Here is a 26,365-nt window from a genome sequence, read left to right on the forward strand (position 1 = left end):
TGCTACCCTCAACCGCAACAGGAGTCGCAAGGCGCTCGCCAGGGACAAGGGAGGAGTTATGGCACATGTGCAGCTGAAGAGCGTACCCAGTACGCAGATTTTGCTGGTGGTGGATGACCGACCGGAAAACCTGGTGGCCATGCAAGCCCTGCTCGAGGAGGGCGACTGGCAACTGCGTTGTGTCGACTCAGGCGAGGCCGCCTTGCAGTGTCTGCTCGAAGAGGACGTCGGCCTGGTGCTGCTGGATGTACAAATGCCGCACATGGATGGCTTCGAGGTCGCCCGGCTGATGCGCGGCAACCCGCGTACTCGCTACACCCCGATCATCTTCGTGTCCGCCATCGCGCAGACCCAGGAATCGGTGATCAAGGGCTACGCCACCGGCGCGGTGGACTTTATGCTCAAGCCGTTCGATACCAGCGTATTACGCCATAAGATTCATGCCCTACTTGAGCATGAGCGTAACCGCAGCGAGCTGCTGCAACTGACTCAGCAACTAGACACGGCGCGGGCCTTCAATGCCTCGGTGCTGGATAACGCCGCCGAAGGCATCATGGTGGTGGGTGAAGATGGCCGGATCAATTTCGCCAATCCGGCGATGGCGCGCATGCTTGGAGGCTCGATCAGCGATCTGGAAGGCAGTGAAATGCTCTCCTATCTGGTCAGCCCGCAAGTCACCAGCGACTGGCGTCTGTCCGAGTTTTACCTGCAATGGCGCCGCGGTGAATCTTATCGCCTACACGATGCCAGCCTACGCACCTTGAATGGAGGGCAGGTGCCGGTGGCTCTGTCCTGTTCACCCTTACCGCGGCTGCAACACGCTATGGTGGTGATGGCGCTGGATATGTCGGTTGTGCGCCATCTGCATCAGCAACTGGAGTCGCAGGCGATTACCGATTCTTTGACCGGTCTGCTCAACCGCCGTGGTTTCTATCAGGCGCTGGAGTCGGCGTTGTCGCGGATCAATCGCAGCGGTCAGCGCATGGCGGTGCTCTATCTCGATCTGGATGGCTTCAAGCGCATCAATGATTCACTCGGTCACGATGTTGGCGACCGCTTGCTCAAGCTGGTTGGCGAACAGCTTAAGGCTAGCCTGCGCCCCTATGACCGCCTGGCGCGGATTGGCGGCGATGAATTCACCGCCTTGCTCGATAGCCTGGAACACCCGGAAGACGCCGCACGCATCGCCGAAAAACTGATTGAGCAGGTGTCGGTGCGGCATAACCTCGACGGCATCGAGGTAACCCTGGGCGCGAGCGTGGGCATAGCCTGTTTCCCTGAGTGTGGGCAAACCGTGGAAGGCTTGCTGCGCGCTGCAGACATGGCCATGTACGAGGCCAAACGCACCGGTCGCCAGCAATACCGCTTCTTCTCCCAGGAAATGAACGGCCGCGCGCGCTCACGGCTGATGCTTGAGGAAAGCCTGCGTAATGCCATTGAAAATGATGACTTTGTGCTGGTCTATCAGCCGCAGATCTATCTGGAAACCGGGCGTCTGCGTGGTTTCGAGGCCTTGCTGCGCTGGCAGCACCGGGTTGCCGGGACCGTGGCACCCGGGGTGTTTATTCCGTTGCTGGAAGAGACTCGCCTGATCAACCGTCTGGGCGGCTGGATCTTCCAGACGGGGATAGAAAAATGCCAACAGCTGAGCCAGCAGTACGGGAATCAACTGGTGCTCAGCCTGAATGTCAGCCCGGTGCAGTTCGGCATGCCGCAGCTGGTTGAAGACCTGCGTCGGGTGCTTGAAGAGCACCTGCTGAACCCTCAGCAACTGGAAGTGGAAGTCACCGAAAGTGCGCTGATGCAGGACCTGGAAACCAGCCAGGAGCAGTTGCGCCAGCTACGCAAACTGGGCGTGAAGATCGCCATTGATGACTTCGGTACCGGCTACTCGTCGCTGGCCTACCTGCGCCATTTCGAGCTGGATACGCTGAAGATCGACCGCCTGTTTATTGCCAATATGCTTGACTCGCCGCGTGACGCTGCGGTGGTCAGTACCATCATCGACCTGGGCCGTCATCTGGGGCTGGAAGTGATCGCCGAGGGTGTAGAGACCATGGCTCAGCGCGATTGGTTGGCGGCGCATAACTGCGCAATCATGCAGGGCTTTCTGGTCGCACCAGGGCTGAACGCCGAGCAGATCAAAACTTTCCCTTCGCAGCTGGATTGGCACAACTTGCCGTTGCCCAATGAAAAGCCCGCTGGCTAGGCGGGCTTGAGGCTGCGGGGTTCGCGACTTAGCGCGCGGGATAGCGCCGTTTTAGCTCGTCGAGTTGCGCATCCTTATCCAGCCACAGCTGGTTGACCCATTGCTGGAATTGCAGGCGGTAGGCATCGTCTTGGTCGTAGTTACCACCGATAAATTCCTTGGGAATTTGCACTTCATCCAAGCGTACCACCACCTCAGGGATGCGCCCGCAGAGCAAATCCCAGAAGCCCGGAATGCCTTGCGGATAGTGGATGGTGACATTAATCAGGCTGTGCAGCTGCTCGCCCATAGCATCCAGAACGAAGGCAATACCGCCTGCTTTAGGTTTGAGCAGGTGCTTGAAGGGGGACTGCTGCTGCGCGTGCTTGGTCGCTGAAAGGCGCGTACCTTCGAGAAAGTTGAACACCGATACGGGGTTAGTTTTATAGCGTGCACAGGCCTTGCGGGTGGTGGCGAGGTCCTGGCCGCGCTTCTCTGGGTGCTTGGCCAGGTATTCCTTGCTGAAACGCTTCATAAACGGGAATTCCAGCGCCCACCAACACAGACCAATCACCGGTACCCAGATCAACTCTTGTTTGAGGAAGAACTTGAGAAACGGAATACGTCGGTTCAGTTGATATTGCAGCACCAGAATATCGACCCAGCTCTGGTGGTTGCTGGTCACCAGGTACGAGTGCTGCTTATCGAAGCCCTTGAGTCCTTCAACATTCCATTCAGTATTGCCAACCAGATGCATCCAGAATTTGTTGGTGGAAATCCAGAACTCGGCAGTCGCATGCATGGCAGAGCGCAGCGTGCGTTGTACCTTTGGAATAGGCAGCAGAAATTTGAGCAGAGCCCCGATGAACAAAGGCCAGCAGCAAATCAGGGTGTTCAGTGCGAGCAGCAAGCCAGCAAGCAGGCCGCGCAGTGGAGCAGGCAGGAAATGCAGCATTGGGGCAGGTGCCTCCAAGAAATGGGGTAGTTCTGGTGAGAACTATGGCGTAGGTGCTCACCGCCTGATGCCCCGACTTATCTATGCCTGTGGTTTTCCACCACAGATCGGTCGGCGCACAGGTTAACGCCTGTGCATCGAACTGCAAGCCTTTCGAAACGCTGGTGATCGCTGCGTTTCGCGGATTTTTACCAGCCTGTTAGCACTTTTGCCCGGCCAGGGCGACCTCAGGCCGGCCCTGGCTGTGCATTACTGCGGCAGGTTGGCGGCCTGGATCGCGGTCAGGGCGATGGTGTAGACGATGTCATCGACCAGCGCGCCGCGCGACAGGTCATTCACCGGTTTGCGCAGGCCCTGCAGCATCGGCCCGACGCTAACGCAATCGGCGCTGCGTTGTACCGCTTTATAGGTGGTATTGCCGGTATTCAGGTCGGGGAAAATAAATACTGTGGCGCGGCCCGCGACCGGGCTGCCGGGAGCTTTCTGCCGGCCGACACTTTCAATCGCCGCTGCATCGTATTGCAGCGGGCCGTCGAGTAGTAGGTCTGGATCAATGGCCTTCGCTAGGCGGGTGGCCTGGCGAACTTTCTCGACTTCTTCACCGCTGCCGGAGTCCCCAGTTGAGTAGCTGAGCATCGCCACCCGCGGGGTGATGCCGAAGGCGCTGGCCGAAGCCGCACTTTGTATGGCGATTTCTGCCAGCTCCACCGCGCTCGGGTCTGGGTTTACCGCGCAGTCGCCATAGACCAGCACCTGATCGGGCAGCAGCATAAAGAACACCGACGACACCAGCTTGTAGCCAGGCGCGGTCTTGATCAGCTGCAGCGCCGGGCGAATGGTGTTGGCGGTGGTGTTGATTGCCCCGGACACCAGCCCGTCGACTTCATCCAATGCAAGCATCATGGTGCCCAGCACCACGGTGTCTTCCAGTTGCGCGGCGGCCATCGGCGCGTTCAGTCCTTTGCCTTTGCGCAGCTCGACCATGGGCTCGACATAGCGTTCGCGAATCAGGTCCGGGTCGAGGATTTCCAGCCCTTCCGGCAATTCGATGCCGTGGGCGTGCGCCACCGCGTGAACATCCTCCGGCTTGGCCAGCAGAACGCAGCGGGCAATACCGCGCGCCTGGCAGATGGCAGCGGCTTGCACGGTGCGTGGCTCGCTGCCTTCCGGCAGAACGATGCGCTTGTTCGCCGCCTTGGCGCGTTGCACCAGCTGATAGCGGAACGCCGGCGGCGACATGCGCAGCTCGCGCGGTGTGCCGCAGCGGGCGAACAGCCATTCATGGTCGATATGGCTGGCGACGAAGTCGGCGACCGTTTCCGCGCGCTCCTTGTCGTCTACCGGGATTTCCTTGTTCAGGCGGTTGAGGTTGGTCGCCGTGTCGTAGGAGCCAGTGCTCACCGTCATCACCGGCAAGCCTCCCTGCAGTGCGCCACGGCACAGCTCCATGATCCGTGGGTCGGGGGCGAAGTCGCTGCACAGCAGCAGGCCGGCCAACGGCATGCCATTCATCGCGGCCAGGCTGGCGGCGAGGATGATGTCGTCGCGATCCCCTGGCGTGACGACCAAGGTGCCTGGCTTGAGTAGTTGTACGGTGTTGGCCACCGCGCGGGCGCAGAGCACGATCTTCAGCATGCGCCGCTGTTCGTAATCACCAGCATTCAGTACCCGTGCGCCGAGCAGATCGGCAATGTCACGGGTGCGCGGCGCGTTCAGCTCGTCCTGCCAGGGAATGCAGCCGAGCAGGCGGAAGTCATCGCCCTTGAGCAGCGGCGAAAGTTCTTTCAGGCGAGTGGCGAAGGCTTCGATGCCATCGTCACTGCGCACCTTGTTAAGGATCACCCCGAGCACTTTCTCGTCTTTTGGCCCGCCAAACAGCTGGGCCTGGATCTCCACCCGGTCGCTCAATTCGCTGAGGCTTTCCTGCTCAGGCGCAGAGACCAGAATCACCTCGGCATCCACGCTCTTGGCCAGGTGAAAGTTGACCCGTGCGGCATAGCTGGCCTGGCGTGTTGGCACCATGCCCTCGACGATTACCACGTCTTTACCTTCAGCGGCCTGCTGATAAAGGCTGATGATTTCTTCCAGTAACTCGTCCAGTTGACCGTCGCCGAGCATACGCTCGACATGTGCCAGGGCCAGTGGTTTTGGCGAGTGCAGGCCATGGGTGCGGGCGATCAGCTCGCTGGAGCGCTCCGGCCCCATATCGCCCTGATGTGGCTGTGCGATGGGCTTGAAGAAGCCGACCTTGAGGCCGGCCCGCTCCAGGGCGCCGACCAGGCCCAGGCTGATTGAGGTGAGGCCGACGCCGAAACCGGTGGGGGCAATAAAGAAAGTGTGCATTCGCGCTCCGTAGTAGTCAGGTGACGATCAGGCTTCGAGTAGCGCCAGGGTATCGAGGGCAATCTGTCGTTCTTCATTGGTCGGTACGACCAGCACGCGTGGGTGGCCCTGGGCATGGATCGGGCCGGCAGCGCCGCGCACGGTGCGGGCGTTGGCTGGGTCGTCGAGGGCCAGGTTGAGTAATTTCAGGTGGGCGATGGTCTTGCTGCGGATCAGCGCCGAGTTCTCACCAATGCCGCCGGTGAAGATCAACCCGTCGAGTTGCGGCAGGGCGCAGCTCATGGCCGCCAGGGACTTGGCCAGGCGATAGCAGAATACCTCGATGGCCAGGGTGGCGCCGGCATGGCCCTGTTCGCGGGCCTGTTCCAGGGTACGCATATCGTTGGACATGCCGGACAGGCCCAGCAGGCCGCTGTCTTTATTAAGCATGTTTTCAATCTGTTCCAGGCTCCAGCCCAAGGTGCGCGCCAGGTGGCTGTGCAGATTGGGGTCGACGTCACCGCTGCGGGAGCCCATCACCACGCCTTCCAGCGGCGTCAGGCCCATGCTGGTGTCGCGGCTTTGGCCATCGACAACGGCGCAGGTTGAACAGCCGTTACCCAGGTGCGCCACCAGCCAGTTGCTGGCGTTGATCGGCAGACCGGTCATTTCCGCCGCGCGTTGGCTGACAAAACGGTGGCTGGTGCCGTGGAAGCCATAACGGCGTACGCCGTGCTCACGGTACAGAGAGTCGGGCAGAGCATAGCGGTAGGCGTGTTCGGGCAGCGTCTGGTGAAACGCGGTATCGAATACCGCCACCTGAGTCAGGGTTGGGAACAGTTTGATCGCCGCTTCGATACCCTGCAGGTTGGCCGGGTTATGCAGCGGTGCCAACGGTGCAGTGGCGCTAATCGCGGCGAGGCTCAGCGCATCCAGGCGACAGGCTGCGGTGAAGTGTTCGCCGCCATGTACCACACGATGACCGATGCCGTGCAACTGGCCACCAGCGGCAGCCTGCACCAGTGGCAACATCTGAGCGAGGGCGGCGCGGTGGTCGGCATGGGGCAGGATCAGGCTGTCTTTACTGTCGCCTTGCTGCCAGAGGACTTGTGCATCGGGGCTGCCCAGGCGCTCGGCCAGGCCGCTGAGGATAAAGGCATCTTGGTCTTCGTTAATCAGGGCAAACTTGATCGATGAACTGCCGCAGTTGATCACCAGAATATTGCGTGCGGGCATTTACCGCTCCTTGTTCAAATCTTGGTTCGGGCGCTCTGTCATCGCCTCGCGTGCGCCATTTTCAGCCGCGCACCAGCCGCACAGGAAAGGTTCTCCCACGTGCGCCTGGCGTTGCTCGGCATCCAGCACCCAGGCGCGATTCTGCCAGGGCGGCTGGTGGCGCAGGTGCTGAGTATGGCCGCAGGACAATACTGCCACCCAATGGCCGTGCTCATCCTGACGAAAATCAAGCACGCGTACTAAAGCCGCGCCTGGCCGTCCGTCTGTGTCCGGTTCGCTTTCGCGCGTGCCCTTGGGTAAACTTGCACGCTCTTTATTTCCAAGCAAAAGGTCTCGCCCCATGCTGATCGCCGCCAATAAGGCCGTCTCCATCGACTATACCCTGACTAACGATGCCGGTGAGGTGATCGACAGTTCCGCAGGCGGCGCGCCGCTGGCTTATCTACACGGTGCCGGCAATATCATCGGCGGTCTGGAAAAAGCCCTGCTGGGTAAGCAGGTTGGCGACGAGTTGGACGTTGCAGTTGAGCCTGAAGACGCCTACGGCGAATACAGCGCTGAGCTGGTAGCCACCCTCAACCGTTCGATGTTCGAAGGTGTTGATGAACTGGAAGTCGGCATGCAGTTCCATGCCTCGGGCCCGGACGGCGGCATGCAGATCGTTACCATCCGCGAATTGGAAGGCGATGATGTGATCGTTGACGGCAACCACCCCCTGGCTGGTCAGCGCCTGCACTTCAAGGTCAAGGTTGTCAGCGTGCGTGATGCCAGCGAAGAAGAAGTTGCGCATGGCCATATCCACGGTGAAGGTGGTCATCACCACTAAGGTTTAGCCTTATGTCAGAGCCGCGAGTCGACTTATGGTCGTATCAACCGCTGGTTCGACTGCTAAGCTGCAAAAGAAGAAAGGCGCCTTCAGATAGGCGCCTTTTTTGTCCGCCATACGTAACCTGTGTGTTCTCAAGGAGTTACCCATGAGTGCCTTTCACGACCTCAACCTGCGTGCACTGGATGGCCAGGAACTGCCGCTGGCACCCTTCAAGGGGCAGGTGGTGTTGGTGGTCAACGTGGCCTCCAAGTGTGGCCTGACGCCACAGTACGCCGGCTTGGAAAAGCTCTATCAGCAGTACAAAGATCAGGGTTTCAGCGTACTGGGCCTGCCGTGCAACCAGTTTGCCGAGCAGGAGCCCGACAGCGAAGAAGCCATTCGCGAGTTTTGCAGCCTCAACTACGGCGTGACTTTCCCCTTGGGCAGCAAACTTGAGGTGAACGGGCCGGAGCGCCATCCGCTGTACCGCCTGCTAGCGGGCGAGGGCGCTGAGTTTCCTGGCGATATCACCTGGAATTTCGAGAAATTCCTCGTCGGTCACGACGGCCGTGTGCTGGCGCGTTTCTCTCCGCGTACCACACCGGATGATCCCAGCATCATTCAGGCGATCGAAAAGGCTTTAGGTTAAGGTCATTTGCGCCAAGGCTGCGGACTAAGCCGGTACACGGCTTGTTCGCAGCTAGGCATCGCGGCTTAATCGGCTGATCTGCCGAGGATGTCCCCGATGAGCCTGTTTCCCGCTGACACTGCCATTTCCCCCGCCACCCCTGCTGCGCTGCGTGAGTTGATCGAGAGTCGCCGCGCGGTTCGCCGCTTTACCGATGAGCTGGTACCTGATGAGGTGGTGCGTGATTGCCTGGAGCTGGCGGTGCTCGCGCCCAACTCCTGCAATCTGCAGCCCTGGAGCTTTCAGGTAATTCGCGACCCAGCGTTGTTGGCGCGGTTGCACCCGGTGTGCATGAGCCAGAACGCCGCCAAAGCGCCGCTGATTATTGTCGTGCTGGCGCGGCCGGACACCTGGAAACAGGCTTGCCAGAACATCATCGATTACTGGCCGGAGCCGCAGGTGCCGGCACGGATTCGCAGCTTCTACAACAAGACTGCGCCTTTTCAGTACAACCAGGGGCCATTTGGCCTGCTTGGGTTATTCAAGCGTCAGCTGCTGCGCGTGGCGGCCTGGCGCAAGCCGTTGATGCGCGCGCCCAACAGCCGCGCGCAGATGCGTATCTGGGCGGTGAAATCCACGGCGTTGGCGGCACAGAACCTGATGCTGGCCTTCCAGAGTCATGGCTATGCCACTTGCCCGATGGAAGGTTTTGATGAGGTGCGCCTGCGCAAGACTCTCGATATCCCACACCAGGCTTTACCGATCATGTTGCTGGCGGTGGGCAAGCAGGACGAGAGGGGCGTATATAACCCGCGCCTGCGTTTTCCGTTGGAGCAGCACGTGACGTGGCTATAGGTTATTGCTCGCGAAACAGTTTCGGATCTCGCGAGCTAGAGTCCTGCAAGGCGCTACGTAGTAACAGCCTCCGGCTGGTCAAAACGGCGAGGAAGCGGAGTGTACTTTTGTACATGAGCATAACTCGTTTCACTCGCCCTTCGGGTCGCGCTAAAGCGCGTTAGCCGCCAGCGGCTTGCTGAGCCTGTTTTTAACGCAGTAGGGCCGACGCGCAGCAGATCCTGGCTGGACCCTTAAAGTACGCCGGCTTTTTTCCAGGCTAAATAACTGCTCACCAACTGCGGCCCTAGCTCGCTAGGACGCGCATCCAGTACCGGCACCTTGTGGGCTATCAAGCGTTCGTGCAGGCCGGCGCGGGCATTCAGATAATCGAGGGTGCCGCAGTAATCCAGGGCGCTGGACAGGTCTTGCACCGGTGTGTGGCGCAGGGTGTCCAGCACTTCCTCACGCAGGCTGGCGACCAGCACGCGGTGTTGGCGGCTTAGGCGTTTGACCGCACCGAGCAGCGCCTGATCATCTTCATCACGCAGATTGGTCACCAATACCACCAAGGCGCGGCGGCGTTGGCGGCTGAGCAGGTTTTCCACTGCGGCGGTGAAATCTGCGGGTTGCTGAGTGCTGCGCAGGTCGTACAGGGCGTTTAGCAGCACATTTAGCTGCGCCTGGCCTTTTACCGGAGCAAGGAAGCGGTTCTGCTCACCGGCAAAGGTCGACAGGCCCACCGCATCGCCCTGGCGCAGCGCTACATAACTGAGCAGCAGGCAGGCATTGAGTGCGTGGTCGAAGTGCGACAGCTCACCATCCTGGCTGCGCATGCGTCGGCCGCAGTCGAGTAAAAAGATGATCTGCTGGTCGCGTTCGTCTTGGTATTCGCGAGCAATTGGCGTGCGTTTGCGCGCGGTGGCCTTCCAGTCGATCTGCCGCAAGGTGTCGCCGTCGCGAAATTCACGCAGCTGATGGAAGTCCTGGCCCAGGCCACGGCGTTGCTGCTGGCGTACGCCAAGTTGGCTGAGCCAGTCATCCACGGCCATCAATTGCGCGCCGTACAGGCGGGCGAAGTCTGGGTAGACGCGAGTCTCACCGACTACTGGTAGATAACGGCGGGCGCACCACAGGCTCATGGGGCTGGGCAGGCTGACTTCGCACTGAGGTAAATGAAAATGCCCACGCAGTAGCGGGCGCACGCGGTAGCTGACCTGGGTCTGTTCGCCGGGGTGCAGGTCAACCTTGAGCGGCAGGTGCTCGAAGGCCATGTCACCGGGAAGGTGGTCAAATACCTCTACCTGCAGCGCACGGTTGTAGCTGTGGTGCAGATTTAGCCGCACTTCGCTCCAGCGTCCCAGCGGCAGATTACCGGGTAGTTGGCGCTCGATGCGCGGCGAGGGCACTTGGCGCAGCAGCAGGGCGTCGATCAGCGTCAGACCGAGCAAAACCAGCAGCAGGCCCCAGTAAATCGGGGTGAAGCTGCGCGGCACGGCGATGGCCAACGCACTGCAGATGCCCAGCGCAATGCCTAGGACGAGCATGCCGGCCAGCAGCGTCAGTAGCGTGCGTGAGGGTTTCATGCCGTTGCGCCTTGCGCTGCGGGCTTTTTCCATGGGTGGGTCATAGACGCGGAGCCGCAACCTGGTCGAGCAGCTGTTGCAGCACCTGATCCACCGACAGCCCTTCGATATCCAGCTCCGGTGACAGCCTTACGCGGTGGCGCAACACGGCCAGGGCACAGCCCTTAATGTCATCTGGTAGGACGAAATCACCACCGCGCAGCAGTGCACGGGCCCTGCCGCAGCGTACCAGGGCAATCGAGGCGCGCGGGCCGGCGCCGATGGCCAGGCCTGGCCAGGTGCGCGTTGCACGGGCGATACGCACGGCATAGTCGAGCACTTGCTCATCAATCGGCAGGTCGCTGGCGATCTTCTGCAGCGCGAGGACATCGCGGGCCTGCAACAGGGTGCGCAGCGGCGTGACTTCAAGCATGTCGGCTTTGCTCGAACGCGCCACCTGGCGAACCATGTTCAGCTCTTCGCTCTGCTCGGGGTAGTCCATGCGTAGTTTGAGCATGAAACGGTCGAGCTCGGCTTCCGGCAGCGGGTAGGTGCCTTCCTGCTCGATCGGGTTCTGCGTGGCCAGAACCATAAACGGCAGTGGCACATTTAGCGCGCGGCCTTCCAGAGTGACTTGGCGTTCCTGCATCACTTCCAGCAGTGCCGCCTGAGTTTTGGCCGGGGCGCGGTTGATTTCGTCCGCCAGCAGCAGGTTGGTAAACACCGGGCCTTTGCGCAGTTTGAACTGCTCGCTTTGCAGGTCGTACACGGCGTGGCCGGTGACGTCGCTGGGCATCAGGTCCGGGGTGAACTGGATGCGCGAGAACTCGCCGCCAAAACAGCGCGCCAGAGCGCGAACCAGTAGGGTCTTACCTAGGCCGGGAACGCCTTCGACCAATACGTGGCCGCCGGCGATCAGCGCGCTAAGCACGTCGTCAATAACCGCCGTCTGGCCGATCAGGGCTTTCTGCAACTCAGCGCGTAGCGCCTGAGCCAGCTGGCTGGCGCGTTGACGCTGAGCATTCGGATTGGCCACAGCGGCTGCCGGGGCAGTTGGCGCTGGTGCCGCAGCGGGTGCCGCGGCCGGTGCCTCGGTGGCGGGCTCGGGGGTTACGACAGCAGGTTCGATTTCGCTTTCCGGCTGTTCTGGGGTGTTTTCGCTCATAGGGCATTCCTGAGGGTTTGCAGGTTGGCGACCTGGCGGGTGAAGTCGGCGGCGGCCAGTCGCTGCTTGGGCAACGGCCGCATGGCTTGGCTGATAACGCTGGAAGGCTGGCGGGTCAGACGGCTAAGGATCTGCCATTGCTCGGCCACCGCGAGGCGTTCGAAACCGGGGTGGCGATGGCGGGCGCGGCGCTGAATGTCCTGCTGCAAGCCTTGCAGCAGGCTGTGCTGGCCGTTGTGGCGCAAGAGGAAGTCGGCGCTGCCACGCAGGTGTTCCTGCAGTTGTCGGCGATTGCGGCTGGCAGGCAACAGCAGCGGCCCCTGGCGCATGCCCAGATGCCATAGACCGAATGCCAGCAACAGCGCCAGGGCGACCAGTGCCTGCGGGAAGTGTTCGAGCAGCTGGCTGAACAGGTCATCGCGGTCGGCGCGGTAGAGCAGAGTCACCTGGCTGTCCTGGGTCATGTACCAGAGCAGCCAAGCGTTGTCGTAGTCACTGATGCTTTGGTTTTGCCAGATCCAGCTGTCGCTGACCACGCTGATCAAACCATCGCCATGGTAGAGCTGCAGCAGGTGCGTGGCCGCATCGCTGTTGGCCCAGGCGTGGGCGCGGTTCTCGGAATCGTAGAGATGGAAGTCGGTGTCGAAGTTGAAATAGGCCGGCGCCTCTTCATTTTCCAGGTAGAGCTGAGTCAGTTCCGGGTAGGCGTTGTCATCGTCTGCAGCGAGCGGGGTCTCTTCGTCCTGAATGGGCCCGGCTTGTTGCTCGGAGTCGTGCTCGCTCTCTGCAGAGGCCTCTTCATCCGTCGCTTCGCTGGCGTCCTCATCGAGTTCTTCGCTCTCGTATTGCTGGATGCCAAGGCTATCGAGCAGCAGATCGCCGCTTTTGCCTTCTTCTTCATCCCACAGCCGCTCGGCAACAAACAGCAGGTGGCCGCCCTTGGCGGTCCAGGCCAGCAGGCGTTCGGCCTGTTTGGGTGTCATGCGGTTACGGTCACCGAGCAGCAGCAGGGTTTGTCCGGCGCTCGGCAGGTCTTTCATGACCTCCAGGCCATCGGCGCGTTGCACCTGCAGGCCTTGCTTACGCAGGAAGTGCTCGGCAGCCAGATAAGGGTTGGCACGAGCCTCGGGGGCAGGGCCATGTTCGAGCGTTTCTTGATAAGGCGTGAGCTTGCCCAGCAGATAAATGCCGAGCAGACCGAGCACCAGCAGCAGACCCGCGCCGAGGAAAAACTGGATGCGCCGGTTCATGCCTGCGCTCCTTGCTCGAACAGTTGCCGCCAGGCATGGCATAAACCCTGCTTGAGCGCTGCTGGTGGCAGGCGGTGGCCATAGGCGAGGTTCTGCCAATGACGAGTCAGGTCCTGGCTGAAATGGCTGAGGTTCTTCTGCTGCAGCGCATTTACCAGCTGCAGTACTTCGGCTTCGGTGTGCGAGCTCTTCAGCGGCAGGCGTTGTTCATGCAGCATACGGCTGAGCAGGGCACGGTAGAGCAGGCCGAGGGCGGCGCGGGGCTGTTCGTCCCAGAGCCGCTCGACTTCACCGGGGATATCTGCTGGCAGGCTTTGTGGTGCCACTTCCAGGCCGAATAGCTGTTCTGGCGGCTGATAGGTGCGCGCTTGCGGCAAGCGCAGGCGCCCGGCAAAGGCGCTCAGCCAGTCGCGGTAGCGCCACAGCAGCCAGGCGATCAGGCTGAACAATGCAGCCCACAGCAGCACCTCGAAGAACAGTGCCACAGCATCGATGCTTTTCCAGAACTCGGTAAGTTTGAAGAAATTTTCCAGCAGCTCGATCAGTGCTTTAGCGTCTTCCTCGCTCGGTTCCTTGGTCTCCTTGGGTTCGTCGCCGAGACGCCAGCGGGTGACCGTTTCGCGGTGTTCGAAGGGTGGCTGGTCGAGCAATTGGCTGATGCTCTGCTGGGCCTCCGCGCTGGTCAGCGGTTGCTTGAGCAGGCGCTCGGCCTGCGGCCCCATGGGATCTTCAATCGGCAGCGGGCAGCTGCTGGCGGCGGCCATGGCGCTGTTTGGCAGCTGCATCAGCAACAGGCCGCAGCCCAGCAGCAGGGCATAGGCCACGCCGGTCAGACGCTGGCGTAACTGACGGAAGATCAGTTCGATGTCCCAGGCTTCCAGGGCGGTGCGGCGGTTCAGGTAAAGGGTGAAGCCGCAGGCTACATAGATTGGTTCCCAGAGAATCAGCAGCAGGACATAGCTCAGGTTGGACAGGTGCTCCAGCCATAGCCATTCGCCCGCAGCGGCGTTGATCAGGCTGCTCCAGCTCCAGTCCAACTCTATCTGTGCCGGCAGCAGCATGTAGAACAAGCTGATGATGCCGAACCACAACGCCATTTCTAGGTGCATACCGACTACCGTCAACCAGCTGGCGCCGCCTGCATCACGCTGGCCGAGGACGATCAGGCGCTGGCTGCGCGCCCTGCCGGAAAGGCCTTCCAGCTGCATGACGGGCAGGTCGAAGCTGCGTGTGGGGCTTAGCCGGCGCCAGGTCAGGCTGGCCAGTAGTTGCGGTTTGAGCAGCCCAGGCAGGGCTTTCAGCGCTTGTTTGAGGCTCGGCGTAGCGCCGAACAGGGCATGTGAGAGGATATACAGCGGCAGGCGCTCATAGGCTGGTTTCAACCACCAGAAAATCAGCAGGGCAATGCTTGGGTAATCCCACAGCAGCAGGCACAGCAGGGCAAATATCGGCACGGTCACCAGCGCCCAGCTGGCCATCAGCAGGGCAGCGTGTTGTTTGGCCAACAACACGCCGAGGTCGACGGCTTCCCAGGCGCTGCGCGGGCGGATGACTACGCTGGCATCAGTCAGGCGCATGCACACCTCGGCCAGCCAACAGCAGATAGGCCAGTACCAGCAGCCAAAGTGCGCCGCCGACTGCATATTTGATCGCGGGACTGGCCAGGCTCATGGATGACCAATAGGCCTCGATAAAAGCCGCCAACAGCAGAAATACGATCACGCCGCCGACCAGCCGCACGCTGCTGCCGGCGGCTATGCGCAAGGCTTCGCCACGTGGCAGGCGGCCTGGTACCAGCAGCGCCCAGCCGAGTTTCAGTCCTGCTGCACCGGCCAGAGCAATGGCGGTCAGCTCGAATGCGCCGTGGCCAACGACGAACGACCAGAAGGTTTCGCCATAGCCGATCTGCGTCAGGTGGCCGGCCACTGCACCGATCATCAGGCCGTTGAACAGCAGGAAGAACAGGCTGCCCAGACCAAACAGCAGGCCACTGGCAAAGGTCTGAAAGGCGATGCCAATGTTGTTCATGATGTAGTAGCCGAACATCATCCAGTCATCGCCGGAGTCGCGTTCGCTGAAACGACCGATGCGTCTGGCGTCAGGGTCGTACATTTTTTCCATCTCGCCAACCTGGTCGGGAGCCATTACTCCGTAGACCAGGTCGGGGAAGTGATACACCAGCGTGCCCATCAGCAATAGGCTGCCAAAGAACAGCAGGCTGGCGGCGACGACAAAGCGCCATTCGGCGCGGACCAGGCGCGGAAAACCGGCCAGGATAAACCCGAGCAGTTGCCCCCCCAGTGGGCTGCGATGGCGATAGAACTGCTGATGGCCGCGCATGGCCAGCAGCTGCAACTGCTCGATCAGGTGACTGCTATAACCACGGCTCTGCGCCAGGGCCAGGTGTTGGCACAGGCTGCGGTAGTTGGCGGCAAAAGCCTTGCACTGCTGGCTATCGGCCTTGCCACGCTCAAGGGCTTCGAGTTGCGTGTTGAAGGTTTGCCAGTCCGCTTGGTGCTGGTTTTCAAACAGGCTCTGTTTCATGTCGGCCCCAACAAACCACGGGCAATACCGTGGATCTGCTGTTCAGCCTGTTCGGCGGATACCTGCAATGGTTCGGCAAGAATGCTTGCTAGCTCCTGTCGCCGTGCGCTGGACAGGCTCTGGGTGCGCTCGGCAAAACTGAGCAGGGCGCGCTGTTCACTCAGGCTCATGCTGAACGGTGCACGCAGGGCTTCGGCCTGCGGTAGCTCTGGAGCTGCCGGGGCGTTGTCACGGTAGACCACCAGCGTGCCGGCGGCGATATCGCCCAAGCGCTTGAAGGCCGGATGATTAAGGCAGCTGAGAATACCCAGGGTGTAACCAAACGGCAGGATGTCGACGAAGCGCAGCAGGTTACGTGTCAATGAGGCGGCCCAGCCAATCGGCGTGCCGTCGTCATGAATCACGCGTAGGCCCATCATCTGCTTGCCGGGTGAGCGACCCTGGTTGAGCACTTCAAACAGCACCATGTACCACCAGGTCACGAGAAACAGCAGGATGGTGCCCAGGCCCATCCCGAACTGGCCGAGCAGCGCCAGTAAAGCAAACAGTGCGCCAAGTAGCGCACCGCGAATCAGCAGGTCAATACTGAATGCCAGCGCGCGCGGCACTACACCCGCGGGGCGCAGGATCAGGTCGATGCCTTCCGGTGTTTCCACCTTATAGCGGGTATCCAGCAGCGGGCGAGCGGCGACTGAAGCAGGGGTTGGCGTGGGCAACATCGGCAGACTGCGTCGAGGAAAGCCCGATGCTAGCCAGCAGCAGGCAGGGAAGCAACCGGCTCAATGATCTGAGCCGGCGCAGCGGTGCTATTTATAGTGAGGATTATTGCGGTGCGGGCAATACGCCGAAGATGGTGCGGTAGAGCACGCCCATGGCGATAACGAACAATGGAATGGTCCAGACCAGGCCGATCCCCAGCGGAATGGCGCTGATAGCGGTGATCAGACCGAGCAGCAAGAACAGGCCGAAGACCTTGAACCAGTGCTGAGTAATCGCCTTGCGCGAAGCTTCCAGGGCTTGCCATGGCGTCAAGCCGCGCTCCACTACCAGCGGGATGGCCAGCATATAAGCGATGGCCAGGTACATACCGGGAATGATCAGCAGAAACATGCCGAGATAGATCAGCAGCATGCTGACGATGGCGGTAATCACCAGCGGCACGGTGCGGCCGAAGTGGCTAAAGATGTCATTGAAGCTGATCGGTTGGTCGGCGGCGCGACGGATGCCGATCATATTGATTCCGGCCATAAAGGGATAAGCCAGGGCTGAGGCCAGAATGCCGATTACCAGTTCGGCGACTACCGCGAGCATCGGGCTTTCGCTGACTACGCCCAGCAGGCCGAAGAACCCACCAATTAGAAAGGACGCTGCGAGCAGCACGGCGTAGAACACCAGAAAACCGCCGATGATGATGCCTTTGGTGCCTTTTACCCGTTGCCAGGCTTCGCTGAGCAGGTCACTGATGTTGAAGTCATAGCCACGGCTCAAGGCTTCTTCGATGCTTGGCACCTGGCTGTCGCGTGGTGTTTCCTGCAGTGCGCTGGCAGGTGCTGCGTAGGGGTTGTTGGGGTTGATGTCACTCATGGGGCGTCCTTGTGCAGAGTGGTTGTTCAAGCCTCCCACTTTAGCCGCCGCCAGGGTGCCCTACAAGGCACAGGCACCACGCGTGGCGTGCGCTGGCGCAAGGTTCTGCGCTTGTCTGCGTGATGCTTACAGGGTGGTAGACTGCCAGCGCCTCAGCATCAGGACATGACAGTGACTTCCAGCCTCTTTTGGTACGACTACGAAACCACCGGTATTGACCCACGGCGCGACCGGCCGCTACAGGTAGCGGGGATTCGCACCGATGAAGACCTCAATGAGATCGCTGAGCCGCTGAATATCTACTGTCAGCCTAGCGATGACATCCTGCCGCATCCGGCGGCGTGTCTGGTAACCGGGATTACCCCGAGCAAGCTGGCGCAGCATGGCCTGGACGAGGCTGAGTTTATGGGTCGCGTGCATGCTGAGCTCTCGCAGCCGGGCACCTGTGGGGTGGGTTACAACAGCTTGCGTTTCGACGATGAGGTGACGCGTTATAGCCTGTACCGCAATTTCTTCGACCCCTATGCCCGTGAATGGCAGGGCGGCAATAGCCGCTGGGATCTGATCGATCTGGTGCGCACGGCCTATGCATTGCGCCCGGAAGGCATCGTCTGGCCGGAAGAAGAGGGCCGGGTGACGCTCAAGTTGGAGCGCCTGACCGCCGCCAATGGCATTGAGCATGGCCAGGCCCACGACGCGCTGTCCGATGTGCGGGCGACCATCGCCTTGGCGCGCTTGCTGCGCAGCAAGCAGCGCAAACTCTATGACTACCTGTATCAACTGCGCAGCAAGCAACGGGTGCAGGATCAAATACGCCTGTTGCAGCCGTTGGTGCATATATCCGGGCGCTATGCCGGGGCACGGCATTATCTGGCGGTGGTGTTGCCGTTGGCCTGGCATCCGCGTAACCGCAATGCGCTGATCGTCTGCGATTTACAGGCTGATATATCGCCGCTGCTCAATGAGTCCGCAGAGACATTGCGCACGCGCCTGTACACGCGCCGCGATCAGTTGGCCGAGGGTGAGTTGCCAGTGCCATTGAAGTTGCTGCATATCAATCGTTGCCCGGTTGTTGCGCCGATGAATGTATTGCGTGCGGAAGATATTCAGCGCCTGCAACTCGATGTGCCGGCTTATCAGGCGCAAGCTGAAAAACTGCGCGGTAGTCCAGGTGTGTGGCAGGACAAACTTGCGCAGGTGTATGCCGAGGAGCAATTCGCTGCCAATCAAGACCCGGAGCAGCAGTTATACGATGGCTTTATTGGTGATCGTGATCGCCGCTTGTGTGAGCAGGTGCGGCGTGCCGAGCCGGAGCATTTGGGCGAGGCGGCTTGGCCATTTGATGATGGGCGTTTGCCAGAGTTGTTGTTTCGTTACCGCGCACGCAACTTTGCCGCGAGCCTGAATGCTGAAGAGCAACAACGTTGGTGGACGTTCTGCCAACAGCGTTTGAGTCAGCCCGAATATGGTGCGCCGAATACTCTGGAGCAGTTCAGTCAGGCCCTTGCCGCGGTACTTCCTGATGTTGGCGCGGAGCAGCAAGCTATCTTGCTGGAATGGCGTGATTATGCAGAACAGTTACGCCAGCGTTATGCCCTGTAATTTGTGAGGATAAATGCTGATTGCGCCGTTGAAGTAGTGCCCATAAAAAACGCCAGCATCGCTGGCGTTTTTATTTAGAGCTGTGTCGCTTGCGCGGCAGGCTTAACCCAGCAGGGTAGCCCAGCCTTCAACGACGTCACCGCCCCACTTGGCTTTCCACTCTTTCAGAGTCTTGTGGTTGCCGCCTTTGGTTTCGATAACTTCGCCGGTGTTCGGGTTTTTGTACTGCTTAACTTTGCGTGCGCGCTTGGTGCCAGTGGTTTTGGTGGCGCGGGTGGCTTTGCCGCCTTTAGCGTCCGGGTCGAGCATGGCAATAATGTCACGCAGCGACTTCTGGTATTCACCCATCAGTGCGCGTAGTTTGCCTTCGAATTCCAGTTCTTTTTTCAGTTTGTCGTCTTGCGACAGGTTCTTCAGGCGATCTTGCAGTTCTTTGATAGCTTCTTCGGTGGCGCGATATTCGTTGATCAACGACATGTTGGGTACCTGTATTCGGGATTGGCGATTAAGTGATAGCAATAGTAGTCAGGCACTTTTCACAAGTAAACCGCTTTATCGGTATTTTTTATGAATTGTATTGTTCAGTAACTTGTTGAGTATTTTGTCTGTTGCACATACCTGGTTATTCACCTGTTAGGGCTGCGGTGTTTGCTCTATTTACCTGGCTGTAACTGTTCGATCTTGCGCTATTGCTACGCTGGCAAGTGCTGTTTGAGTACTGCAGTTTTTTCTGACTGTGACTAGAATGGCCGACTTTATCTGAGCGCTGGAGCCGTTGATGCGTACTTTTCGATTGGTCATTGCCTGTCCGGACCGGGTCGGGATCGTGGCCAAGGTCAGTAACTTTCTGGCCACCTATAACGGTTGGATTACCGAGGCGAGCCATCACTCGGATAATCAGAGTGGTTGGTTCTTTATGCGTCACGAGATCCGTGCTGACTCACTGCCATTTGATCTGGATGGTTTCCGTCAGGCCTTTGCGCCGATTGCCCGTGAGTTTTCCATGGAGTGGCGGGTTACCGATTCGGCGCAGAAGAAGCGCGTGGTACTGATGGCCAGTCGAGAGTCGCATTGTCTGGCCGATTTGCTGCACCGCTGGCACAGCGATGAACTGGATTGCGATATCCCCTGCGTGATTTCCAATCACGACGACCTGCGTAGCATGGTCGAGTGGCATGCTATTCCGTACTTCCATGTGCCGGTCAACCCACAGGATAAACAACCGGCATTTGATGAAGTGGCGCGCCTAGTGAAAGCCCATGCGGCCGATGTGATTGTGTTGGCGCGTTATATGCAAATTCTACCTGCACCACTCTGTGCGGAATTTTCCCAGCGCGTCATCAATATTCACCACAGTTTTCTGCCGTCGTTTGTCGGAGCTAAGCCGTATCACCAGGCATCGCTGCGTGGGGTCAAGCTGATTGGTGCGACTTCGCACTATGTGACCGAGGAGCTGGATGCAGGGCCAATCATTGAGCAGGACGTGGTGCGCGTCAGTCACCGCGACAGCATCGAAGAGATGGTTCGCCTGGGTAAGGATGTGGAGAAGATGGTGCTGTCGCGTGGTCTACGCTATCACTTAGAGGACCGAGTGCTGGTGCACGATAACAAGACGGTGGTGTTCGACTGAGGTGCATGTTGCGGTTCGGTTCAGTACAGACAGAGGGATTTACTGATGCTCAAGTCAATCAAAGTACGTGATTACATGACCCGCAACCTGGTGACTTTTCGTCCTGAAATGAACCTGTTCACCGCCATCAACCGTCTGCTTGAACACCGTATTTCCGGTGCGCCGGTGGTCGATGGGCAAGGGCACTTGGTGGGCTTGTTGTCGGAGGGCGATTGCTTGCGTGGCATTCTTTCCGGGGCTTATTACGAGTCGGCGGGTGGTGATGTCAGCGCCTACATGACCACTGAGGTGGAAGTGATTTCGCCTGAGGCGGACATTATTGAAATCTCCGAGCGCTTTCTGCGCGGCCGACGTCGGCGTTTGCCGGTGGTCGAAGAGGGCCGCCTGATCGGTCAGGTCAGTCGCAGCGATGTTCTGCGTGCGGTCAAGGAGTTCGCCCAGCATGATGAAGGTCGCCTGGCGCTCAACTGAAAGGCTGCGAGGTGTATTTGGAGGTGTTATGACGGATCCGCTCGACCGTGGTTCATCCAGCGCGCCACCTGTGCTTGGGGAAGGCTGCACGCAGCGTTATGACCCACAGGCAATGACCCCTGAGGACGGTACCGAATTTGCCGATGCCGCTGAGCTGTGGCGACAGTTGCAGCAAGACGAACAGTCGGCAACGGACAGCGATAAGCAGAAATAGAAAAGGGCGCTCACTGAGCGCCCTTTTTGTTTGTATGGCTTGCCATCCATGGCGGCCACCCTTGCGGGCCGTCGCTACGCGACGTTAAAAATGGCTCCCAGCTTTTTACGCATTTGTTAAATGCGGAAGCTGTCGACAAGTTGCTTGAGTCGGCTGGCTTGTTGTTCCAGATCGCCGCAGGCACGCAGGGTGGCATTGAGGTTTTCCACGCCTTCCTGGTTAAGGGTGTTGATTTCGGTAATGTCGACGTTGAGCGATTCGATTACCGAGGTCTGCTCCTCGGTAGCAGTGGCCACTGACTGGTTCATGCCATCAATCTCGCCGATGCGCTCGGTCACGCTGCTCAGACGCGCGCCGGCCTGGTTGGCGATCTCCACGCTTTCTTCGCTGTAGCGCTGGCTTTCGGTCATGGTGGTGACCGATTCGCGGGAGCCGACCTGCAGCTCCTCGATCATCTTCTCGATCTCCTGTGCCGACTCCTGGGTGCGGTGGGCGAGGTTACGTACTTCATCGGCAACCACGGCGAACCCACGGCCGGCCTCACCGGCGCGCGCTGCTTCAATGGCGGCGTTGAGTGCCAGCAGGTTGGTTTGTTGGGAGATGCTTTTGATGACCTCAAGAATTTGCCCGATATTCACCGTTTTGCTGTTGAGGGTTTCGATATTGCCGCAGGAGGCGCTGATCTTGCCCGACAACTCATTCATCGCCAGTATGGTTTTCTCTACAACCTGGCGACCGTCTTCAGCCAGATGACGTGCATCGGAAGCCTGATTCGATGCGTCGGCTGCGTTGCGCGCGATCTCCTGGGCGGCAGCGCCCAACTCGTTGATCGCAGCGGCGACGCTGTTGGTGCGGCTGGCCTGCTCGTCAGAGTTGATCATCGACGAGTTGGACGCGCCGACCACCAGTTTCGCTACTTCATTGACCTGACTGGTGGCTGACGACACTTCGCGGATCGAGCTGTGGATACGTTCGACGAACTGGTTGAACGCGCTAGCCAGGCGGCCGAATTCGTCATTGGACTGAATGGTCAGGCGTTTGGTCAGGTCACCTTCGCCCTGGGCGATATCTTCCATTGCTTTACCCATGACATTCAGCGGTTGCATCAGCACGCTGATCAGCATGCTCAGCAGTAGCATGATCAGCACAACCGCGATGATTGTGGCGACGATCGCCGAGGCGCGGAACTCGCTGAGCATCGAATAGGCCTTGGCCTTGTCGATGGACAGGCCAACATGCCAGTTGACCGAAGGTAGGCCCTTGACCGGGGCAAAGGTGAGGATGCGGGTCTCGCCATTGAGTTCCGCTTCGCTGAACTCGCCGCTGATCCGTGGGGTGTTTTGCGGGTAGACCTCGCTGATGTTCTTCATCACCAGGGACTTGTCCGGGTGCACCAGGATCTTACCGTCAGCGCTGATTAGAAAGGCATAACCCATTCCTGCAAAGTCCAGCGAGTTGATGATTTCGACCAGGGTGTTGAGGCTTAAATCTCCTCCGATAACCCCGGTTGCTTTCGCGGGGGTAGCGATGGTGATGATCAGCTCTTTGGTCGCTGCGTCTACATAGGGCTCGGTCAGGGTGCTCCCACCTGCAGCCATGGCGTCCTTGTACCAAGGGCGCTGGCGTGGGTCGTAATCAGCGGGCATTTCCTCGTCCGGGCGCATGGTGAAGCTGCCGTCGGCGCTGCCCAGGTAGGTAAACACAAATGTGGAGGCCAGGACCTTTTGCTCCAACAGGCCGGTCAGGGCTTCATTGGATGGGTCGCGAGCGACTGACTGGGCGACGTTTTCCACCAGCAGGATGCGTCCCGACAGCCAGTTGGAGATGTTGCTGGCGGTGACATTACCCATTTCCTGTAGATAGTTTTCCAGATCATCGCGGATGGCGTTGCGCTGCAGGTAATCGTTGTACAGGGTGAACAATGAGAATGCGGCGATTACTACCAGTGAGGCAGCAAGCAGAATCTTGTGGCTGAACTTCAGGTTATTGGTCATGGCTTCTTGCGTCCGGTAAGTTCTGGCATCAGTCTTGTGCTGATGTAAGGCAATTGCTCCGCCGCTGATGCGGCAATGCGGCGATGCTGACTATGTCGGCCTACTTGCAGTAAAGCTTTAACTAAGGAGATGGCAAGATGGCGCAAACCGATCAATTTATTGTAGGGGCCGGTCTTGATGGGCTGCCGGTGGGGCAGGCGTTGCGTCTAGCCAACCGTCACGGACTGATTGCCGGTGCGACGGGCACTGGCAAAACGGTGACCCTGCAGCGCTTGATCGAAACCTTCAGCGATGCTGGCGTGGCGGTATTTGCCGCCGATGTGAAGGGTGATCTTTGCGGCCTGGGTGCTGCCGGCGCGCCGCAGGGCAAGGTGGCTGAGCGTATCGCCAGCATGCCCTGGCTCAATCACCAGCCGACCGCCTACCCGGTAACTCTGTGGGATGTGCATGGCAAGAGTGGCCATCCGCTGCGTACCACGCTGAGCGAGATGGGGCCTTTACTGCTCGGTGCGCTACTGGAACTGACCGACAGCCAGCAAGCCGCACTCTACGCTGCATTCAAGGTGGCGGACCGCGAAGGTTTATTGCTACTTGATCTGAAAGACCTCAAGGCGCTGCTGGCACATCTGAAAAGTCATCCCGAGGCGCTGGGCGAAGACAGCGCGTTATTTACTTCCACCTCATCACAAGCCTTATTGCGCAAATTGGCCGGCCTGGAGCAGCAGGGCGCCGAGGCGCTGTTTGGCGAGCCAGCCCTGCAGCTGGAAGACATTCTGCATCCGGACCGGGATGGTCGTGGGCGCATCCACCTGCTCGACGCCCGTCGTCTGGTGCATGAAGCACCGAAGGTCTACGCGACTTTCCTGCTCTGGCTGCTGGCCGAGCTGTTCGAGCAGCTGCCGGAACGCGGTGACGCCGACAAACCGCTGCTTGCGCTGTTCTTCGACGAAGCGCACCTACTGTTTGCTGGAACACCGAAGGCCTTGCAGGAACGGTTGGAGCAGGTGGTGCGGTTGATCCGCTCTAAAGGTGTGGGGGTGTATTTCGTCACCCAATCGCCGGGCGACTTGCCGGATGATGTGCTCGCTCAGCTTGGCTTACGTATTCAGCATGGCCTGCGTGCTTTTACCGCGAAAGAGCAAAAATCGCTGCGTGCGGTCGCCGAAGGCTTTCGCCCTAACCCGGCTATCGACACGTTAGCTGTACTGACTGAACTCGGTATTGGCGAGGCGCTGGTAGGCACTATGGAAGCTAAAGGTACGCCCGCCATGGTGCAGCGGGTGGCGGTTGCACCGCCGCAATCGCGTATCGGGCCACTGAGCGAGGCTGAGCGAACGGCCTTGATCCAGCAGTCGCCTTTGCGGGGACGTTACGACAAACCAATTGATCGGGAGTCGGCTTACGAGTTGTTGACTGCCCGCGCCGAAAAGATCGCCGCCCAGCAGGCCGAGCAGAGTAAACCGAGCGTTGTTAGCAAAAAGGCTGAGGCCGGTAGCGGTATAGGTGGTGCGGCCGGTGAGTTGCTTGGCGGTCTTGCCAGTCAGGTGATGAAAACGGCCATGCGCCAGGCGGCCAATCAGATTGGTCGGCAACTGGTACGCGGTCTGTTGGGTTCGTTGATGGGTGGTAAGGGGCGCTGAGTCAGCGGCCATCCCGATCAGGGATGGCCGCGTGATCTGACATCAAGGTGGCGGGGCGTTAGCCAGATGCCTCGTCTGCCTTGGTTTGCAACTCTTTTTCGATTTTTACCAGCTCTTTTTCAAACGCTTGGTCGAGAAGGTTAGCCTTCTTGCGCCACGGCTTGCGCTCGGGGTCCGGCTGAGCGGCGTAGGTAATCACTTCCCCGCCGTATACATCCTTGTAACGCTGCGCCTGGCGCTCGAGTTCGGCGCGCAGTTCGTCTTTCGTCACGTAGTTACCCATGGTTTTGAACAGAATATTGGCTGGATGCCAGGCATATGGTCTGGTCACCTGAGACGGCCAAACAGTTTTAGCTCGCGCATTTATTAAGCGTGGCGAATAGTTGCAATGACTATTGCCGTGCTGGTTCGCCCTTTAACTCTGGGTTATCTGAGCGAATTGTCAGATTTATTAAAGGACGATTTATGCTGCGCCCAGCAATTATGGCGAAGCCAAGTTAAATGTCCAGCCTGCTTAATTAGTAGGCAGTAGACCATGGTGTTGCGCAATGGTTGCAAACTGGCCGTTATTACGTAGCGGGCTCAGTCCGCGATTGAACGCCTGATACTGCGCGGGAGATTGCATTACGGCGAAAATACCATCCACCTCGCCATCTTTGGCCTGCTGCAGAGTAAGGCGCCAGGGTACGGCGGCGCTACTGCAAGAGTCAGCATGTGGCATTAACTCTTTCGGGCTGGGCGCCGCTGGCACTTGCACCGTGCGAATAACTGAAAGGTAGTTACTGCTCGGTTACCAAGTACAGGCTCTTGGCCTCCGAAGTAGTGCTGCAGAACAAGATGGCAAATAGTGCGTATCGGTGCGAGCTAATACCTTGGTTGCGAAAATGTGTTGCTGGTGGTGCGTCGAGTTTTTCGCTGTAACTGTGCTGTTCGCAGAACCTGCAAGCGCCGTTAAATATTGGGTTAAGGCGTATTTTCCAGTGCGTGACAACTGGCGCTGTAGTTCTGCTGGCAGGCACTGGTGAACAGGCGTCTGGCCTGGTTGGCATCCAGTGGTACGCCTTGTTCGCCGCGCAGGTAGAGGTTGCCGAGGATGTGCTGAGCCATCGGGTTGCCGCCGGCGGCGGACTGGTTGAGGTACTTGAGCATCTCTGCCGGGTTGTTGAAATCCGGGTTGTCGCGGCCGGTATACAAGTAGGCCAGGCTGACTGCTGCCATGGCGTGGCCTTTGTCGGCAGCCAACTTCCACCAGTACTCGGCCTGTTTGAGGTCTTTTTTCGGTTTGCCGACGAAGTACAGGCTGCCGAGCTGGAACTGGCTATCGAGATCGCCGCGATTGGCCTGGCTGCGCAGGTTGGCCTCGGTGGCGCTTGATACAACGGGCTGCTCTGTTTGCTGGCTCGGGCTGCTGACTTGTTGATCTGTGGGTTTGCTGGCACAACCGCCGAGCAGCAGGCTGGTGCAGAGCAGTGCAGGCATCAGGTAGCGTAGGTTTATTGGTGTAGCCATGTGTTTCTCCCGGACATAAAGCAAGGCGAAGGTGTCGAGCACAGCAGGTAAGCAGATGACTATCGGCGCGCCGATGAGTTGCGTCGTGCGAGTGTCCCGCAAATCAGCTCAGCGGCTACAGGTTGCAGAATCCATATCAGTTTGTCGCCTGTAGCGTTTCGTCTGCGCGCCAGAGCTGCGATTCTTGGTCATCTTCGCGTCTCTCCATGCTTCCAGGCCTTCGAGG

Annotated in this window: 24 protein-coding genes; 9 read left to right on the forward strand and 15 right to left on the reverse strand. The window is 59.4% G+C overall.

The features are described from left to right. Positions 1–58 precede the first annotated feature (58 nt). A complete protein-coding gene (locus tag ACIGEK_RS08315) occupies positions 59–2,209 on the forward strand; it encodes a putative bifunctional diguanylate cyclase/phosphodiesterase (protein ID WP_397492824.1) in 2,151 nt (716 codons plus the stop codon). Between the two features lie 28 nt (positions 2,210–2,237). Here the strand turns inward: ACIGEK_RS08315 and ACIGEK_RS08320 are convergent, their stop codons facing one another. The 4 genes from ACIGEK_RS08320 to ACIGEK_RS08335 all read right to left on the reverse strand — a co-directional run bounded on the left by ACIGEK_RS08320 (position 2,238) and on the right by ACIGEK_RS08335 (position 7,073). Next, the gene (locus ACIGEK_RS08320; protein ID WP_397492825.1) at positions 2,238–3,143 is read right to left on the reverse strand and encodes an acyltransferase; all 906 of its coding nucleotides are present in this window, start codon (positions 3,141–3,143) and stop codon (positions 2,238–2,240) included. A 249-nt stretch (positions 3,144–3,392) separates the two neighbouring features. Then, entirely contained in the window at positions 3,393–5,486 is a 2,094-nt protein-coding gene (gene pta / locus ACIGEK_RS08325; RefSeq protein ID WP_397492826.1) for a phosphate acetyltransferase, read from the reverse strand. Positions 5,487–5,513: 27 nt separating this feature from the next. Beyond that, positions 5,514–6,701 (reverse strand): acetate kinase, encoded by a 1,188-nt coding sequence (locus ACIGEK_RS08330; RefSeq protein WP_397492827.1) that lies wholly within the window; start codon positions 6,699–6,701, stop codon positions 5,514–5,516. Beyond that, positions 6,702–7,073, reverse strand: coding sequence for a DUF3565 domain-containing protein (locus tag ACIGEK_RS08335; RefSeq protein ID WP_397492828.1), 372 nt, complete (start codon positions 7,071–7,073; stop codon positions 6,702–6,704). Here ACIGEK_RS08335 and ACIGEK_RS08340 point away from each other — a divergent pair. The 3 genes from ACIGEK_RS08340 (at position 7,042) to ACIGEK_RS08350 (ending at position 8,992) form a co-directional block, all read left to right on the forward strand. Continuing rightward, on the forward strand, positions 7,042–7,527 hold the full coding sequence (locus ACIGEK_RS08340; protein WP_397492829.1) for a peptidylprolyl isomerase: 486 nt from the start codon (positions 7,042–7,044) through the stop codon (positions 7,525–7,527). The genes ACIGEK_RS08335 and ACIGEK_RS08340 overlap by 32 nt on opposite strands. Positions 7,528–7,675: 148 nt before the next feature. Next, a complete protein-coding gene (locus ACIGEK_RS08345) occupies positions 7,676–8,158 on the forward strand; it encodes a glutathione peroxidase (RefSeq protein WP_397492830.1) in 483 nt (160 codons plus the stop codon). A gap of 96 nt (positions 8,159–8,254) precedes the next feature. After that, entirely contained in the window at positions 8,255–8,992 is a 738-nt protein-coding gene (locus ACIGEK_RS08350; protein ID WP_397492831.1) for a nitroreductase family protein, read from the forward strand. Positions 8,993–9,225: 233 nt separating this feature from the next. On the opposite strand, the gene ACIGEK_RS08355 is transcribed toward ACIGEK_RS08350, so the two are convergent. From ACIGEK_RS08355 to ACIGEK_RS08385, 7 genes are all read right to left on the reverse strand, one after another. Then, positions 9,226–10,557, reverse strand: a complete 1,332-nt coding sequence (locus ACIGEK_RS08355; RefSeq protein WP_397492832.1) for a DUF58 domain-containing protein — start codon at positions 10,555–10,557, stop codon at positions 9,226–9,228. Positions 10,558–10,597: 40 nt separating this feature from the next. Beyond that, positions 10,598–11,701 carry an AAA family ATPase gene (locus tag ACIGEK_RS08360; RefSeq protein WP_397492833.1) on the reverse strand — a complete coding sequence of 368 codons (1,104 nt, stop codon included), beginning with the start codon at positions 11,699–11,701 and terminating at the stop codon, positions 10,598–10,600. Further along, the gene (locus ACIGEK_RS08365; RefSeq protein ID WP_397492834.1) at positions 11,698–12,951 is read right to left on the reverse strand and encodes a DUF4350 domain-containing protein; all 1,254 of its coding nucleotides are present in this window, start codon (positions 12,949–12,951) and stop codon (positions 11,698–11,700) included. The genes ACIGEK_RS08360 and ACIGEK_RS08365 overlap by 4 nt, the downstream gene beginning before the upstream one ends. Next, positions 12,948–14,528: a DUF4129 domain-containing protein gene (locus ACIGEK_RS08370; RefSeq protein WP_397492835.1), complete on the reverse strand. Its 1,581-nt coding sequence runs from the start codon at positions 14,526–14,528 to the stop codon at positions 12,948–12,950. Before ACIGEK_RS08370 ends, ACIGEK_RS08365 begins: the two co-directional genes overlap by 4 nt. After that, a complete protein-coding gene (locus tag ACIGEK_RS08375) occupies positions 14,515–15,495 on the reverse strand; it encodes a stage II sporulation protein M (RefSeq protein ID WP_397492836.1) in 981 nt (326 codons plus the stop codon). The genes ACIGEK_RS08370 and ACIGEK_RS08375 overlap by 14 nt, the downstream gene beginning before the upstream one ends. Next, positions 15,492–16,214, reverse strand: a complete 723-nt coding sequence (locus tag ACIGEK_RS08380) for an RDD family protein (RefSeq protein WP_397492837.1) — start codon at positions 16,212–16,214, stop codon at positions 15,492–15,494. Before ACIGEK_RS08380 ends, ACIGEK_RS08375 begins: the two co-directional genes overlap by 4 nt. A gap of 103 nt (positions 16,215–16,317) precedes the next feature. Next, positions 16,318–17,079 (reverse strand): hypothetical protein, encoded by a 762-nt coding sequence (locus tag ACIGEK_RS08385; RefSeq protein ID WP_397492838.1) that lies wholly within the window; start codon positions 17,077–17,079, stop codon positions 16,318–16,320. Positions 17,080–17,250: 171 nt separating this feature from the next. Between ACIGEK_RS08385 and sbcB the strand changes: the two genes are divergently transcribed. Next, positions 17,251–18,681, forward strand: coding sequence for an exodeoxyribonuclease I (gene sbcB / locus ACIGEK_RS08390; RefSeq protein WP_397493111.1), 1,431 nt, complete (start codon positions 17,251–17,253; stop codon positions 18,679–18,681). Positions 18,682–18,783: 102 nt separating this feature from the next. Here the strand turns inward: sbcB and mvaT are convergent, their stop codons facing one another. After that, positions 18,784–19,158, reverse strand: coding sequence for a histone-like nucleoid-structuring protein MvaT (gene mvaT / locus ACIGEK_RS08395; RefSeq protein WP_397492839.1), 375 nt, complete (start codon positions 19,156–19,158; stop codon positions 18,784–18,786). Positions 19,159–19,459: 301 nt separating this feature from the next. Here mvaT and purU point away from each other — a divergent pair, with 301 nt between their 5' ends. Genes purU through ACIGEK_RS08410 form a run of 3 tightly spaced genes read left to right on the forward strand, consistent with a single transcriptional unit; the run spans position 19,460 to position 20,996 of the window. Next, the gene (gene purU, locus ACIGEK_RS08400; protein WP_397492840.1) at positions 19,460–20,311 is read left to right on the forward strand and encodes a formyltetrahydrofolate deformylase; all 852 of its coding nucleotides are present in this window, start codon (positions 19,460–19,462) and stop codon (positions 20,309–20,311) included. Positions 20,312–20,356: 45 nt separating this feature from the next. Next, positions 20,357–20,782, forward strand: coding sequence for a CBS domain-containing protein (locus tag ACIGEK_RS08405; protein WP_397492841.1), 426 nt, complete (start codon positions 20,357–20,359; stop codon positions 20,780–20,782). Positions 20,783–20,810: 28 nt separating this feature from the next. After that, complete coding sequence (locus ACIGEK_RS08410) at positions 20,811–20,996, forward strand: hypothetical protein (protein WP_397492842.1); 186 nt, start codon at positions 20,811–20,813, stop codon at positions 20,994–20,996. 116 nt (positions 20,997–21,112) lie between these two features. Here the strand turns inward: ACIGEK_RS08410 and ACIGEK_RS08415 are convergent, their stop codons facing one another. Then, a complete protein-coding gene (locus tag ACIGEK_RS08415; protein WP_397492843.1) occupies positions 21,113–22,990 on the reverse strand; it encodes a methyl-accepting chemotaxis protein in 1,878 nt (625 codons plus the stop codon). Between the two features lie 137 nt (positions 22,991–23,127). Between ACIGEK_RS08415 and ACIGEK_RS08420 the strand changes: the two genes are divergently transcribed. Beyond that, positions 23,128–24,630: a helicase HerA-like domain-containing protein gene (locus ACIGEK_RS08420; RefSeq protein WP_397492844.1), complete on the forward strand. Its 1,503-nt coding sequence runs from the start codon at positions 23,128–23,130 to the stop codon at positions 24,628–24,630. Positions 24,631–24,688: 58 nt separating this feature from the next. On the opposite strand, the gene ACIGEK_RS08425 is transcribed toward ACIGEK_RS08420, so the two are convergent. Further along, positions 24,689–24,901 carry a hypothetical protein gene (locus tag ACIGEK_RS08425; RefSeq protein WP_304863260.1) on the reverse strand — a complete coding sequence of 71 codons (213 nt, stop codon included), beginning with the start codon at positions 24,899–24,901 and terminating at the stop codon, positions 24,689–24,691. 692 nt (positions 24,902–25,593) lie between these two features. After that, a complete protein-coding gene (locus ACIGEK_RS08430; protein WP_397492845.1) occupies positions 25,594–26,139 on the reverse strand; it encodes a tetratricopeptide repeat protein in 546 nt (181 codons plus the stop codon). Positions 26,140–26,365 lie beyond the last annotated feature (226 nt).

Origin of the sequence: Pseudomonas sp. NPDC079086, assembly GCF_044542155.1 — a bacterium.
Classification (GTDB): domain Bacteria; phylum Pseudomonadota; class Gammaproteobacteria; order Pseudomonadales; family Pseudomonadaceae; genus Aquipseudomonas.